Origin of the sequence: Phaeobacter italicus, assembly GCF_019801785.1 — a bacterium.
GTDB lineage: Bacteria > Pseudomonadota > Alphaproteobacteria > Rhodobacterales > Rhodobacteraceae > Phaeobacter > Phaeobacter italicus.
In genome coordinates, this window is record NZ_JAHVIJ010000004.1 from 323,276 (window position 1) to 336,432 (window position 13,157).

General features: G+C 58.5%; 16 protein-coding genes. 4 read left to right on the forward strand and 12 right to left on the reverse strand.

The genetic code is table 11. The annotated features are described in order from the left end of the window. Positions 1-77: 77 nt before the first annotated feature. On the reverse strand, positions 78-416 hold the full coding sequence (locus tag KUV39_RS11860; RefSeq protein ID WP_222459848.1) for a hypothetical protein: 339 nt from the start codon (positions 414-416) through the stop codon (positions 78-80). A gap of 179 nt (positions 417-595) precedes the next feature. On the opposite strand from KUV39_RS11860, the gene KUV39_RS11865 reads away from it, so the two are divergent. The 3 genes from KUV39_RS11865 to KUV39_RS11875 all read left to right on the forward strand — a co-directional run bounded on the left by KUV39_RS11865 (position 596) and on the right by KUV39_RS11875 (position 3,350). Next, positions 596-1,363, forward strand: a complete 768-nt coding sequence (locus tag KUV39_RS11865) for a FadR/GntR family transcriptional regulator (RefSeq protein ID WP_008558889.1) — start codon at positions 596-598, stop codon at positions 1,361-1,363. Positions 1,364-1,443: 80 nt separating this feature from the next. After that, positions 1,444-1,755, forward strand: coding sequence for a hypothetical protein (locus KUV39_RS11870; RefSeq protein ID WP_222459849.1), 312 nt, complete (start codon positions 1,444-1,446; stop codon positions 1,753-1,755). Continuing rightward, positions 1,743-3,350 (forward strand): methyl-accepting chemotaxis protein, encoded by a 1,608-nt coding sequence (locus KUV39_RS11875; RefSeq protein ID WP_222459850.1) that lies wholly within the window; start codon positions 1,743-1,745, stop codon positions 3,348-3,350. Before KUV39_RS11870 ends, KUV39_RS11875 begins: the two co-directional genes overlap by 13 nt. Positions 3,351-3,641: 291 nt before the next feature. Here the strand turns inward: KUV39_RS11875 and KUV39_RS11880 are convergent, their stop codons facing one another. The 6 genes from KUV39_RS11880 to KUV39_RS11905 all read right to left on the reverse strand — a co-directional run bounded on the left by KUV39_RS11880 (position 3,642) and on the right by KUV39_RS11905 (position 7,383). Continuing rightward, on the reverse strand, positions 3,642-4,199 hold the full coding sequence (locus KUV39_RS11880) for a F0F1 ATP synthase subunit B (RefSeq protein ID WP_008560852.1): 558 nt from the start codon (positions 4,197-4,199) through the stop codon (positions 3,642-3,644). Positions 4,200-4,203: 4 nt separating this feature from the next. Continuing rightward, positions 4,204-4,749, reverse strand: a complete 546-nt coding sequence (locus KUV39_RS11885) for a F0F1 ATP synthase subunit B' (protein ID WP_008561323.1) — start codon at positions 4,747-4,749, stop codon at positions 4,204-4,206. Positions 4,750-4,835: 86 nt separating this feature from the next. Beyond that, entirely contained in the window at positions 4,836-5,060 is a 225-nt protein-coding gene (locus KUV39_RS11890) for a F0F1 ATP synthase subunit C (RefSeq protein WP_008562443.1), read from the reverse strand. A gap of 56 nt (positions 5,061-5,116) precedes the next feature. After that, positions 5,117-5,920: a F0F1 ATP synthase subunit A gene (locus KUV39_RS11895; RefSeq protein ID WP_008559672.1), complete on the reverse strand. Its 804-nt coding sequence runs from the start codon at positions 5,918-5,920 to the stop codon at positions 5,117-5,119. A 27-nt stretch (positions 5,921-5,947) separates the two neighbouring features. Further along, entirely contained in the window at positions 5,948-6,292 is a 345-nt protein-coding gene (locus tag KUV39_RS11900) for an AtpZ/AtpI family protein (RefSeq protein ID WP_173644452.1), read from the reverse strand. 197 nt (positions 6,293-6,489) lie between these two features. Next, a complete protein-coding gene (locus KUV39_RS11905) occupies positions 6,490-7,383 on the reverse strand; it encodes a DMT family transporter (RefSeq protein WP_222459851.1) in 894 nt (297 codons plus the stop codon). Positions 7,384-7,466: 83 nt separating this feature from the next. Here KUV39_RS11905 and KUV39_RS11910 point away from each other — a divergent pair, with 83 nt between their 5' ends. Further along, a complete protein-coding gene (locus KUV39_RS11910; RefSeq protein ID WP_008561484.1) occupies positions 7,467-7,811 on the forward strand; it encodes an ArsR/SmtB family transcription factor in 345 nt (114 codons plus the stop codon). 15 nt (positions 7,812-7,826) lie between these two features. Here the strand turns inward: KUV39_RS11910 and KUV39_RS11915 are convergent, their stop codons facing one another. The 5 genes from KUV39_RS11915 to KUV39_RS11935 all read right to left on the reverse strand — a co-directional run bounded on the left by KUV39_RS11915 (position 7,827) and on the right by KUV39_RS11935 (position 12,775). Beyond that, positions 7,827-8,237, reverse strand: coding sequence for a universal stress protein (locus KUV39_RS11915; RefSeq protein ID WP_008558812.1), 411 nt, complete (start codon positions 8,235-8,237; stop codon positions 7,827-7,829). Positions 8,238-8,335: 98 nt separating this feature from the next. Next, a complete protein-coding gene (locus KUV39_RS11920; RefSeq protein ID WP_008559072.1) occupies positions 8,336-9,232 on the reverse strand; it encodes a DMT family transporter in 897 nt (298 codons plus the stop codon). Beyond that, a complete protein-coding gene (locus KUV39_RS11925) occupies positions 9,229-10,107 on the reverse strand; it encodes a LysR family transcriptional regulator (protein ID WP_222459931.1) in 879 nt (292 codons plus the stop codon). Before KUV39_RS11925 ends, KUV39_RS11920 begins: the two co-directional genes overlap by 4 nt. Before the next feature lie 91 nt (positions 10,108-10,198). After that, entirely contained in the window at positions 10,199-10,726 is a 528-nt protein-coding gene (locus KUV39_RS11930) for a prolyl-tRNA synthetase associated domain-containing protein (RefSeq protein ID WP_222459852.1), read from the reverse strand. 150 nt (positions 10,727-10,876) lie between these two features. Further along, positions 10,877-12,775, reverse strand: coding sequence for an elongation factor G (locus tag KUV39_RS11935; protein WP_222459853.1), 1,899 nt, complete (start codon positions 12,773-12,775; stop codon positions 10,877-10,879). Between the last annotated feature and the right edge of the window lie 382 nt (positions 12,776-13,157).

The following is a 13,157-nucleotide window of genomic DNA, read 5'->3' on the forward strand; positions in this document are numbered from 1 at the left end:
ACACCACTGTCAATCTGGCTGCCCCCCAAATCAGCGGTATCAGCGCCAATTCGCCACCATATCTTGTGGATAACCTGCTATTTTGCGGATTCTCCGCCCGGACAGCTGAGCTGCCCAACCAGCAGCGCCTGATCCCCCAGAACGCGGTCCACGTCACACCCGCTGGCCGCTTCCATCGCTCGGCGAGCCCGCTCCCGGATAGGGCCAAGACGCGGCGCATACTGGGCATTGATGCGTACCGCCTCTGCCAGATTGCCATGCACCCGCACCTCAAAGGTGCTGCCATCAACCGTGACGCGCTGCATCGGCATTGCCGCAAAATGCGGGCTTGCCGTATTGCAGGCGCCAACCAAAACGACAAGGGGCAAAATCAGAAGAAAACGGAGGTTTTGCGGAAAACGGACAGTCATATACATAAGGCGCACCGTGGTCTGTGGACAGGGTCGTGAGTACGTGAACTTGGCCTTATGCGCAGGTTAGCATGGCGCCTCGCACCTGTCTGCAATTGCACCCGCGATCTGCGATGGAGACCTTGCAGCCGCTCGCCCCACGTGGTCATATGTTTTGACCAATCAATATGAACCGGTCCGCTGCAATGCCCTTTCAAAAAGTTCAGCCTGAAAAACTCTCTGCCTCTGTGGTTCGTCAGATCGAGCAGTTCATCCTGCGGGGTATTCTGACACCGGGTGAACGGCTCCCTGCCGAGCGCGAGCTGGCAGAACGGCTGGGCGTCTCTCGCCCATCTCTGCGGGACGCGTTGGCGGACCTTCAAGATCGCGGGTTGCTGGTGTCACGAGCGGGGGCAGGTGTATTTGTGGCCGATGTTCTCGGCTCTGCATTCTCGCCTGCGCTGGTGCAATTGTTTGCAAGTCATGATGAGGCGGTTTTCGATTACCTCAGCTTTCGCCGCGATATGGAGGGGCTCGCTGCAGAACGGGCCGCAAAGTTCGGCTCGGACTATGATCTGCAAGTCATTCAGGCGATCTTCGACAAAATGGAAATGGCAGGCGATCCCGCGACCTCGGAAGAGGCGGCCGCCCTGGATGCAAAATTCCATTCCGCAATCATGGACGCCAGCCACAACGTCGTGATGCTGCATATGATGCGGTCGATGTTTGATCTCTTGCGAGAGGGCGTATTCTATAATCGCCGTGTCATGTTCCAACAACACACCACCCGCGAGGCGCTATTGGAGCAGCACCGAGCTATCAACGCCGCTCTTCAGGCCCGCGATCCGGCCCGGGCACGGGAGGCGGTGGAGACCCATCTGGATTATGTCAAACAGGCTTTGGTGGATCACCAACGTTCGATGCGGAACGCAGAAATCGCCAAGCAGCGGCTGCAGCACGAACTGGGCCAGTGACCGCCTAACGAGGATTTCCACGCAAATTCACTTTCAATCCAGAAAGTAAATTTAAAGGTATATCCCCTACGTGTTGAGGTATGGGGGAAGCCGCACAGAATCTCATCTTCTTTGCAGTGACCGCAGTCATCACCGTCTGCGCACCCGCGATCATGCTTTTTGCCAGTGCCACTCCGCAGGTCGGTGAGGTGGCGTTGATTATTGCGCCCCCCTGGGGTGACAGCGCCGCGCAGATCGCAAAGCGTTCAAATGTGGCTGAGGTCACACCAGAGCGTGCGCCGTTTGGTGCCTTGGTGATGCTGGAAACCCCACAAAGCGCCGATCAACTTTTGCGCCAGGGGGCGTGGTTGGTCATGGATGGAAGAAAGGTTCTGGAACTATGTTCAAAGTGAAGGGCGTCAGCCAAGGTAAAGCCACCGCCCCTGCTGTTTCCAATGCGAATGCGGAGCAGCGCGTCCAACAGGTATCGAGCTGGCTGCTGATGCCAATCCCTGCTCTCGCGGCATTCTACCTCAATGATGCGGGGAACTGGTGGACCCTCGGATTGCTGAGCCTTACCCTTGGTGGGCTTGCGTTTGTGTCTCAGTCATTGCCGCATTCAACGCGGGACTACGTGCTCAGCTTCTGTTTTGTGGGCCATTGCATCCTGTTCGCGGCGGCCTTGAACGGTCACCCTTGGCAGCTTGATGCCCACATGATGTTCTTCGCGGCCCTGGCAATCGTGTCGACACTGGGCAGCCCAAGCGCGCTTATCTTTGCCACCGTCCTTGTGGCACTACATCACATCTCCTTCAGCCTTCTACTGCCCAGCCTTGTCTACCCATCAGGCGGGCTAAGCGAGAACCTGCAACGGACGGTCCTGCATGCAGCGATTGTTCTGCTTGAAAGCGGGGTTCTACTGATCAGCCTGCTCAAGAGCCGGGCCGCTGACGCAGCCTTGCTCAGCGAACAGGACGCCGCGCGCGAACAGGCCGCCGCAGCCGAACGGGCAGAAGCACGTGCTATCCAGACCCAGCAGGAAACCGAACGCATGGTGGCGGTTCTGGGCGACCACCTGAACGAGTTGGCAAAAGGCAAGCTGAATTGTCGGATTGATGAACCGTTTGCACCGGAATACGCAAAGCTCCAGTCAAACTTCAATGCAACGGTCGACACCCTCAAAGGCACCATTCATCAGGTTCTGGACGCAACCGGCAGCATCAACAATGGCGCGACTGAGATCAGCCGTTCCTCTGATGACCTGTCCAACCGAACCGAAAGCCAGGCGGCAACATTGGAACAGACAGCCGCCGCGCTGGAGGAGTTGACTGTCTCTGTCAAATCAGCGGCTGAAGGCGCAAAAAACGTTGAAGAGACAATGCACAAAGCCCGCGCAGAGGCCCAAAGCAGCGGTGAAATCGTTCGCACCGCTGTCAGCGCGATGGGCCACATCGAAGAATCCTCTGCCCAGATCTCGCGGATCATTGGTGTGATTGACGACATCGCGTTCCAGACCAATCTGCTGGCTCTCAACGCAGGTGTTGAAGCAGCTCGCGCCGGTGAAGCGGGTCGTGGCTTTGCGGTCGTCGCGTCGGAGGTCCGTGGCCTTGCCCAACGATCTGCTGACGCCGCGACAGAGATCAAATCGCTCATCGCCGCCAGCTCTGGGCAGGTGGAACAGGGCGTCGATCTGGTTGGCAAGGCCGGTGAGGCGATCGAGAAAATCGTCGAACGGGTGAACCACATTTCCGGGTTGGTGTCTGACATTGCAACTGGGGCATCCGAACAGGCAAACGGCCTAAGCGAGATCAACCTGGGCGTAAGCCAGCTGGATCAGGTGACCCAGCAGAACGCGGCCATGGTCGAAGAAGCAACAGCCGCAGGCCATATGCTGCGGTCTGACGCCGAAACCCTCGCACGTCTGATGGAGAGGTTCGACCTGTCCGGTGGCGTTTCTGCTGCGCCACAGGCCGACGCAGGCTTTGATCACTTCAAAGAGGCGGTTTGACACCCCTCCTGCAGGAGATCTTGCCCAAACACAGCGACCGCCCTGCTGACAAGCGGGGCAGTTTTTTGCCATCCCCCAAGGTGTATTGTGGTGATCCGCGCGGCCCACTGCCTGATGGGGCAGTGTCGCGTCTTGGCCCTGGCAGCCAGCCCCCCGTTTAGTGGGTGAACAAGACCGCGAAACAGGTTTGAACCACCCCTTTTTTGAGCCACACCTTGCTTGCGTTGACCCCAAACTGAAAAACCCGGCCGCAGGGGCCGGGTTCTTGATGCACAGACGATATAGCGAAGCTTAGTGCAGCTTTGCGTCCACGTCTGCGATTGCTGCGTCGATCAGCTTGTTGGCTTCGGTCGCTGTCATCTGCTTGGAGATAACTGCGTCGGCAGCCTGGATCGCAACGACAATCGCCTGGTCACGCACTTCTTTCACAGCAGAGTTCTGAGCTGCTGCGATCTGCTCTTCTGCAGCGGCCATGCGGCGCGCAATAGAAGTCTGCAGGTCTGCCTTGGCTTGTTCAGCGGCCTGCGCAGCATCCTCACGTGCCGAAGCAACGATGCGATCTGCCTGAGCCTGAACTTCCTGCTGCTTGCGCTCGTAGGATGCCAGAATGGTCTGGGCCTCTTCACGCAGGGCACGGGCCTCTTCGAGGTCCTTTTTGATGCCTTCAGCGCGCGAATCCAGCTGGCCACCCAGCAGGCTCGGCACTTTGGCATAGAGCAGGATACCGATGAACAGCAGGAACGCGAGCGTTACGACGAAGTCGGTGTTGCTCATCGACAGGAAGGGACCAGACGCTGCAAATGCGGGGCTGGCGCCGAGTGTCAGGGCAAGAGCGAAGACTGTACGCATGTCCTTATCCTTTCATCCGGTCAGCAACCGCAGCTGCGATGGCTTTTTCGTCTGCTTTGCCACCGAAGGCAGCAACGATTTCAGCGGCGGTCTCAACAGCGACAGCTTCGACGCTCTCGATGGCACCAGCCTTGATCTCAGCGATGGAGGCTTCGGATTCCGCGGCTTTTGCAGCAATCTGCGCATCAGCTTTGGCGATAGCCTCATCCAGGTCTGCCTGGATTTCCGCACGGGTCTCAGCAGCGATGCGCTGAGCCTCTGCACGGGCGTCCGCCAGGGCCTGATTATAAGCGGTTTCGGCCTCGACAGCTTTGGCCTTCAGGTCTTCGGCTGCAGCGAGGTCGTTGGTAATGGTTCCCTGACGCTCGGCCAACACTGCCGCAATGCGAGGCAGCGCGATGCGCGACAGGATAAAGTAGATCACGACGAGCGTGACCACGAGCCAGAAGATCTGGTTCGCATAGGTCGAGAAGTCCAGCTGCGGCATGCCGCCCGAACCGTGGGCGGCCTCTGCGGCACCGTGACCTGCGTCCTGCGTCTGAGTTGCCATGTCGTCCTCCTAGGGAACTTGCCGTTACACCGGGCGGCGCAGTCGTCCACACCGCCCGGCCGTAAGGAAAATGGTTCCGAAGGTTCTTAGACGGCGAACATCAGCAGCAGAGCAACCAGGAACGAGAAGATGCCCAGGGCTTCTGCGAATGCGATACCGATGAAGAGGGTTGCGGTCTGGGAAGCAGCCGCGGAGGGGTTGCGCAGAGCGCCTGCCAGGAAGTTAGCAGCAACGTTGCCAACACCCAGTGCAGCAATACCAGTGCCCATGCCAGCCAGACCAGCGCCGATGTGTGCGAGTTCGCCTTCCATTGTGTATCTCCTTACGATTGGAAGTTGAGGATTTGTTGTTCAGACCTAACCGAGCCTTAGTGGGACGGATGCAGCGCGTCTTTCAGATACACGCAGGTCAGAATGGTGAACACGTAAGCCTGGATGAAGGCCACGAGAACTTCGAGTGCGTAAACCGCGGTGATGGCAAAGATCGGCAGGAAGCTGAACAGACCAAGAGCGCCTGCAAAACCTGCGAATACCTTCAGAACCGCGTGGCCCGCCATCACGTTACCTGCAAGACGAATGCAGTGGCTGACGGGACGCACAAAATAGGAAATCAGTTCGATGATCGCGAGCACCGGACGCAGCGCCAGCGGTGCGGAGCTGACCCAGAACAGGCCCAGGAACTTGGTGCCGTGCAGAACGAAACCGGTCACGGTTACGGTCACGAACACCAGCATCGCCAGAACAGCAGTCACAGCAAAGTGCGATGTGGTAGTAAAGCTGCCCGGGATCAGGCCCAGCATGTTCGCGGTCAGAATAAACATGAACAGTGTCATGATGTAGGGGAAGAACTTCAGACCGTCTTTGCCGGTCACATCTTCGACCATCTTGTAGATGAAGCCATAGGCCAGTTCAGCAACAGACTGGATGCGCGTCGGGACAATCGCGCGCTTTGCAGAACCCAGAACCATCAGCGCGAAGATCGCGACGATTGCCAGACCCATCCAGAGGGTCACGTTGGTCGGGGTGTAGAAGTTCAGCTCGCCTGCGCCACCCAGAGGCTTAACCAGAAACTGATCAGTCGGGTGGATCTGGAGGCCCGGAATAGCGGGCGCAAAGAACAGCCCAGAAGCAAGTACCAGCAGGAATGCTGCACCAAAGATTAGTTTGCCCATTGTCCCGTTTCTCCTGTCGCCGGGGGATCAATCCCGGTCTTGCGCATCTTGTTCGGCCATTTCGGCCAGTTTCTTTTCCTGGATCTCTTGCGCGCTGCGGAGCATTGTTTTCACTCCGGCGGCGAGGCCCAGTATCGTGAACAGCACCAGAAAGATCGGAATGGTCCCAAGCAGGTGGTCCAGCCCGTATCCAATGCCAAATCCGATCATCAGACCGGACACCAATTCAATCACCATTCTCCAGGCCTGATTGGCTGTCGAATAATGTTCGTCCGCGCGCGGCTTGGGCTCTTGTGCCTTACGCGCCTCTGCCAGTCGGGCCTCCAGCTGCGCCAAGCGCTGCTTATGTGGCTCATCTGTCACGGGCGCCATCCTCACGTGAATTCTGTGTGCGGTGCTAAGGAGTCACGGTCACAGAGTCAACAACGCAGACGCCCCTGCGGCGCCATGCGCAACCAACTGAAATAAAATGAATTTCCTGATAGCCGCATCGTGACGCGCCTCCCCTGCCACGGAAAACACAGTGGAAAAGACCGCAAAAGCCATATTCAACCAAAAGGTTGATCTTGTCAGACCCGTCTGGAGCGGCGCAGTCCGCTGAGAATTCGGCCATCAATCAGCAGCAGGCCAAACAGAATTGCCGCCATGCCGATCAGGTGTTCCGGCATCAAGGGTTCTTTCAGGATCCAGCTTCCCATCACGAGGGCAGAGATCGGCGCGATCAGCGTCGGCATCGTGATGTTGGTCGGGCCAACCTTGGGCAGCACCCAATAGAACAGGATGAAAGCCGCGGACGTCAGGACAAAACCGATAATGAACAGCGCGCCCCATGTCTCGGCGCGCGTCACAATTGGCAGCCCTTCTGTCCAGATCGCGAGGGGCGCGATCGCGATAGTAGCCCCCGTCAGCGCGATTGCCACCAGGACCACAGGCTCCATATCCTTGAACTGGCGGGCAACGTTTACCGAAATCGCGTAGCAGACGGGCGCACAAAGCGTAATCAAAACGGCCCACATCTCGGATGTTCGGTTTTCCTGCAACAGCGGCAGGGACAACACGACAATCCCCACAAACCCGCAGAGCACACCAAGCGATTTCATCAGTGTTGCGCGCTCACCTCCCGGCCAGAAGTGCGCAGCAACCACAGCGAGCGCGGGCGTCATCGCATTGACGATACCCGCAACACCGCTTGCGATATCCTGCTGACCAAGTGCGTAAAACGCAAAAGGGGCCGCATAGCTGAGGACACCGAACCCAAAGAGAGCCAGCCACCTGCGGATGTCGCTCGGCACCTTCTTTCGGGCGCCGATCACATAGATCCAGCACCCCACAGCCCCAAAGCCGACCCGCCCCATGGAAACCGACAGCGGCCCCAGCTCCCGCAGGAGGATCGCATTGAACATAAAGGACATGCCCCAGCCGATCCCCAGAACAAAGATAATCGCCCAATATTTCAGTGCCATGCGCGCGCCCCTTTTGATTGCGCGCCATTTGTGACCAACCCTGCGGGATTGTCGACCCGCTTCCTGCGGTTTAGGAGTAGATCATGAGCGATCCCCTCGACACTGTCTTTGCCGCCCTTGCTGATCCGACGCGCCGCACCATCCTGACCATGCTGTTGGAAGACGACATGGCGGTAACGGATGTGGCAGAGCCGTTTGAAATGTCGCTGGCTGCGATTTCCAAACATCTGACCATTTTGACCCGTGCAGGTCTGATTGCGCAGGAAAAACGCGGCCGGGTCAAATGGTGCAAACTGCAGCCGGATGCCATGCGATCTGCAAGTGTCTGGATGCAAGGGTTTGGTCAGTTCGAACCCGTCAACCTGGATGCCTTTGAACGCTTTCTTGAGGCGGAGCTGCTAAACGATGACGCCAAGCCAGAAGCCTAGCCTCAACGCACGACGTCACCGCACAACAAAGACAGACGCGTCAGAGTGCAGGACCAGATGGCTTGCATGCGAAGAAAACACGTAGTCGAGGATGCTCGGCATATGTGTGCCCATAACCACCAGATCCACGCCCAGTTCTGCCGCGGTCTGTGACAGAATCCCATTGATTTCGGCCACTGTGTCCACCGAATGCACCGGCACGGCCTCAACCTCACACCCCGTTTCCGCAGCGAGCTTGTCGGTCAGATCCTGAAGCTGCGCTCCGGCTTTGCCGTCGGTCTTGCCCTCTTTGATCTGCTCCATTGTCACGTGAACAAGGCTGATCTTGGCGCCGTGCAACTTCGCCTGCTCAGCGGCCACCTTCATCGCCTTGGCAACAGACGGTGGCATCCGAAGGTCAATTGGAACCATGATATGACTAAACATCTCTTTCTCCCTTCATCAGGGCGCGCTCCCTATATCCAAAGGTAGCGCTGCAAAAAGATGCTGCGTTGATGTATCTCAAGGACGGTGTGGCGGATCAATTATGCCTTGGATGTTCTGGCACGTCCTTCCAGCAGCATCACCAAAGCAAGCACAGACAGTGCAATGCCGAGCAGAACAATGACATCTGGCACCCCCTTGCCCAGCGCGATTTCCCACAGGATCACCCAGCTTGGGGTAAGATATGTGTAGGCCATCACCTTGGCTGAGGGCAGATGCAGGCTCGCGTATTGCAGAAGAACAAAAGTGGCGGCGCTGGCAAAGACCGCGACATACAGAATAGCAATCCAGACGAGCGATGACAGGGACGCCCAGTCTGTAGCCCGGATATCCTGCCAGCCGAAAAGCGTGAGAATGATGGCCCCGGCCACAAGGGTGCCAAATGTGAAAACAACCGCAGGCTCGCCCCGGTTCAGGCGCCGCACCATCGGGGTGTAGATTGCGTGGGCAACGCAGCCCCAGAAATATGTGATCTCACCCTGCCCGACCTCAAAGGCCCGCATCGCCGAAAGATCACCACGAAAGATCACCCAGATTGCGCCTGCCCCGCCAATGGCCAAGGCAAGGGCCATCGGCAGCGTTGTAATTTGGCGCAACAGAAGAAAGCCGAAAACTGCGCTCAGTACCGGCGTCAGCGTGAATACCGCAGCAGCGCTGACCGGCGGGGCAGTTTGCAACCCATAGAACATGAGGACGAAATAAACGGCAAACAAACCACCAAGCACAGCAAACCGCCACGGGGCACGAAAGTGTGCAGGCCTCAGCCCATGGGTCAGATGGGCCGCAACACCAATCACCACCCCTGCAATGACAAACCGGATCGCATTCAGCGCCATCGGCGCGATATCGTTGGCCACCATTGATCCAAGTGAAAATGACCCGGCCACAAGGGCCGAGAACAAGAGCATCGCAAGATGGCCGCGGTAATAGGGGCTCATGCAGTCCAGGCCTTGGCTTCGGCTTTCAGAAATTTAAGGAATGTCTGAACCTTGGGTGTGCGGTGCAGGTCGACATGGGTGACAAGCCACAGATCACTGGTCCATTCCGATAGCGGGTCCATCATGCGCACCAGATGCGGATAGCGGGCAGCCTCCCATTGCGTGAGAAAACCAATCCCCGCACCGGCAATCAACGCATCCTGCATGGACACGCCCGCAACGCAGCGGAACGACAGGGCGCTTTCGGGCGCATGGGCTCGCAGCCACTTGCTATAGGGAGCACGGCTTTCGACGTCATCATTGGCGACAAACCTGTGGTTGGCCATGTCGTCCAGCCCCTTCAGCGGGCCATATTTGTCGAGGTAGCCTTGGCTTGCATATAGATTGTGCTGCTGCGTCATGAATGGCTGCACAACATTGTCAGGCTGTTCCGGCGGTGCCCCTGCGCGGATTGCCACATGCGCTTCACCGTATTCCAGACGGAACAAGCGACTGCCGGTCAGGAAACGGATAATCAAATCAGGGTGTTGGTTCTGGAACTCGGTCAAGGCAGGTACCAGCAACGCGGACATCGCAGACAGGGATGTCACCACCAGCTCCCCCGATACGGCATCGCCGTGCCCCTTCAACCGTCCAACCAATTGCCCGAACTGATCGTCAGTGGCCTGCGCAACGCGAAGCAGATCCTGCCCGGCCTCGGTGGGGGTGTAGCCACGTGCATGGCGTTGGAACAGTTTGACCCCCAGCCGCGCCTCAAGCGCGTCTACGTGGCGGATGACCGTTGCATGGTGAACGCCCAACACTTCCGCAGCGCCACTGACAGTTCCCATTTTGGCGACCTGATAAGCGGTCCGCACCTCATCCCAGTTCTCCATGACGCCCTCTCCCGTCGCATGCTTACTTGCAAACATGCACATTCCTGCACATCAGGCCAGAGAACTGTTCATTTTTGCAAGCGCGAAGTCGTCAGACCCACTGGATCTCGACACCCAGACGGCCCATCACGGTAAAAAATGCATCACGGCTCAGCCCGATGGTGCGGTCATTCACCAAAGGGTGCATGTAAATGCTGTCAGCATTCTGCGCCGCCTTGTCCATGTAAAACCGCACATTATGGTCGCGACCATTGATCATGGCGAGCGGCGTCACCGCACCTGGGCGCACGCCCAGGTTCTCCAGAAGCCGATCCGCTGATCCAAACGACAGATTTCCAAGCCCGAGCTCGGCTCCGAGCGCCTTAAGATCGACATCGCGGTCTTGCTCCAGACTGATCAGATGGTTGCGCTTTTTCTTGTCACGCAGGTAGAGGTTTTTCAGCCGCAGCGCCACTTCGCCTTCTGCCATGAATGCATCCTCAACACCTTTTGCATCCTCAACCGTGCGCAACGGCACGTGCTCGTGCAGGCGATAGTCAATGCCCCAATCGTCCAGTTGCGCCAGCAACGCGTCAGAGGAAACGGGGAGACTGTCTTGATAGGCGGAGGAAGCATCCATTGTTGCGGGCTCTTTCACTGCTGAATTTGATCTGGGGGCAGATCAATCCGAAACCGTACCGGATGCAAGCCAGCTTCAGCGCCATTTGGCAACCAGATGCGACATTGTCCACACAATCGGGTGACACGCTGATCCACTTGGCCAAATCAATCAGGCCCGCATCTCCTCATAGTGATCAAAGTCACTGGAAAACCAAGCGGTTCCACGCGTCGCGCTGGCGAGGGAGGCCGACAGCTGATCCTGGGCCGCCACTGGCAGCAGCGTTTCGAACACATCCCAACCTGCCGCCTCAGGGTGTGACATGAACCCAAGGATCTGGCCCTTCATCCCGCTCACCACTGGCACCAGCCCACCGGTAAAGACGGCAGGAACGTGGATCGCGACTTTCATGATGGGATGCAGGACCACGGCTCCCGCGTCCTCCAGCGCCGCTTTCACAGCAGCCTTTCCCGCTGTACGGAATGCATGATCAGAACTGTCAACCGAGTGATGTTTGCCATCCTGAAGAACCACCTGCACATCCACGACAGGGTGGCCATTCACCCCAGCTTGCAAAGCCTCTCGGACACCGGCTTCCACCGCCGGGATATAGCCTTTCGGAATTGCGCCGCCCTTGATCTCCTCACGGAAGGAAAATCCGCTGCCGCGCAAACTTGGGGAGATACTCAGAACCACATCAGCGAATTGTCCCGCCCCTCCTGATTGCTTTCGGTGCCGGTGATGGATTGTCGCCGGGCGCGTGATGGTCTCACGCAGTGCCAGGGGCACCGGCGCGTCGCTCACGTCAACTCCGAAGGAGGTTGCAAGCTGTGCAAGTATGCGCCGCAGATGTAATGGCCCCTGCACCCCCACAAGCGCATGCCCCGTCACGTCATCCTGTGCGAGACTAAGGCCCGGATCGACCTCTGCAAGGCGTTCCAAAGCAGTCGAAAGACGCGCATCGTCCCGCTCATGCAGTGGGGTGATAATCCGCTGGAAGGTCGAAGGCCGCGGCTGCGCCCAGTCCGGCAGGCCAATCTGGCCAGTGCTGTCATAGGCAAATCCCAGGTCGAGATGGTCAGATTTGACAACAGCACCGATCTGGCCCGCCGCCAAGCTCCGGCCATCCGCGCGTAGCGGCGTCAGCGTGCCAAGGGTCGTGCCGCAGACCTGCGTGCCGGTGCCGACATCATCCGTCATCGCACGCAGGACGATGGTTTTGCCAAGGTGTTTCACCACATCGGCGGCACAGCCAACAGCGATGACGCCATTCTCCGCCGTCGCGCCATCATCCAATCGGCGGACAGCCGCATCAAACGTCGGGGCTTCGTGGCGCAGCGACTTCATGAGACGCAAAATCCCGTTGCGGTGCAATGCAGAACCAAGAAGAGCTGGTATCATGTCGTTGTGGCGCAGCACGCGCGTCGCCACCTCATACACATCTTCAGCGATCGGTTTGCGGTCCTCGATGAGCTGCTCCAGCAGATCATCATCGTAGTCGGCCAGCGCCTCCAGCATTTCTCCCCTGGCTTGCCGCTCCCTCACATGGGCGCTGTCAGGAAACGCGACCAGCGCGGAAGGCTGCCCTTCGCGGTATTGCCAGGCCCGTTCGGAAATCAGATCCACCGCGCCGACCACGCGCCCGCCCTCACGGATCGGGATCTGGCGCAGAATGATATTGTGGCGGCAATAGGTCTGCAAAGCCGCAACAATGTCGGCCACCCGCCCGTCAGCCTGATCCATCTTGTTGATAAAAAGAAAGGCGGGAATGCCCGCCTCTTCAACCATCCGCAAATAGGGGGCCGCTAGAACGCCCGATGCATCATCCGCTGGCACGCAGACGACCGCTGCATCGCTCGCTGCAAGGGCAGGACCAGCTGACGCGAGATTTTCAACGCCACCTGCTATGTCAATCACCCCCCATTCCTCTCCCTTAAAGGCAAAGGTATGAATTTGAGCGACATCGGTGGTCTTGCCCGGCGGCTGATTGTTGCCCTCCAGCGTGGCGAGCGCTGTTGCCAGCTCGCTCTTGCCCGAATGGGAGGGGCCCAGAATAGTGATGACACGCATTTTCCCTGTCCTTCTCTTGGCTCATGATGCCCGATGAAGGAATGCAGAAGGTGCACGCACCCATTACCCGAATGTCACCGCCTCTTGGCTCTGCGCTGTTCTGACCGTTATCCCCCGACAGTGGCCAATGGCGCAGGAGTATGTTCGCGCCCCGCTGCGGGCCAGTCAAGCGTTGTCGAACAGAGACAGCCAGCTCTGGATCCCCCCCGGAACGGGCCGTGGGTTGACTCATCCGGGCAGAGGGCGTAACGCAGGGCCATATCCGGAAGCCGAGTTGAGTCTTCCGGTCCCTGCCCGTGCCAGGGATCGCCCCCCACCAGCGTGTTACGCCCGTGGGGGCAATTGCGCATGGGTCATTTGCTCCCTAGATGTGGGGCGCACG

Bases quoted from the DNA above. Each gene is read 5' to 3' on its own strand.
- KUV39_RS11885 (WP_008561323.1), bottom strand. From the start codon at position 4,749: ATGGCAACTCAGACGCAGGACGCAGGTCACGGTGCCGCAGAGGCCGCC.
- KUV39_RS11890 (WP_008562443.1), bottom strand. From the start codon at position 5,060: ATGGAAGGCGAACTCGCACACATCGGCGCTGGTCTGGCTGGCATGGGC.
- KUV39_RS11865 (WP_008558889.1), top strand. From the start codon at position 596: ATGCCCTTTCAAAAAGTTCAGCCTGAAAAACTCTCTGCCTCTGTGGTT.
- KUV39_RS11880 (WP_008560852.1), bottom strand. From the start codon at position 4,199: ATGCGTACAGTCTTCGCTCTTGCCCTGACACTCGGCGCCAGCCCCGCA.
- KUV39_RS11870 (WP_222459849.1), top strand. From the start codon at position 1,444: ATGGGGGAAGCCGCACAGAATCTCATCTTCTTTGCAGTGACCGCAGTC.
- KUV39_RS11910 (WP_008561484.1), top strand. From the start codon at position 7,467: ATGAGCGATCCCCTCGACACTGTCTTTGCCGCCCTTGCTGATCCGACG.
- KUV39_RS11930 (WP_222459852.1), bottom strand. From the start codon at position 10,726: ATGGATGCTTCCTCCGCCTATCAAGACAGTCTCCCCGTTTCCTCTGAC.
- KUV39_RS11925 (WP_222459931.1), bottom strand. From the start codon at position 10,107: ATGGAGAACTGGGATGAGGTGCGGACCGCTTATCAGGTCGCCAAAATG.
- KUV39_RS11920 (WP_008559072.1), bottom strand. From the start codon at position 9,232: ATGAGCCCCTATTACCGCGGCCATCTTGCGATGCTCTTGTTCTCGGCC.
- KUV39_RS11900 (WP_173644452.1), bottom strand. From the start codon at position 6,292: ATGGCGCCCGTGACAGATGAGCCACATAAGCAGCGCTTGGCGCAGCTG.
- KUV39_RS11915 (WP_008558812.1), bottom strand. From the start codon at position 8,237: ATGTTTAGTCATATCATGGTTCCAATTGACCTTCGGATGCCACCGTCT.
- KUV39_RS11860 (WP_222459848.1), bottom strand. From the start codon at position 416: ATGTATATGACTGTCCGTTTTCCGCAAAACCTCCGTTTTCTTCTGATT.
- KUV39_RS11935 (WP_222459853.1), bottom strand. From the start codon at position 12,775: ATGCGTGTCATCACTATTCTGGGCCCCTCCCATTCGGGCAAGAGCGAG.
- KUV39_RS11895 (WP_008559672.1), bottom strand. From the start codon at position 5,920: ATGGGCAAACTAATCTTTGGTGCAGCATTCCTGCTGGTACTTGCTTCT.
- KUV39_RS11875 (WP_222459850.1), top strand. From the start codon at position 1,743: ATGTTCAAAGTGAAGGGCGTCAGCCAAGGTAAAGCCACCGCCCCTGCT.
- KUV39_RS11905 (WP_222459851.1), bottom strand. From the start codon at position 7,383: ATGGCACTGAAATATTGGGCGATTATCTTTGTTCTGGGGATCGGCTGG.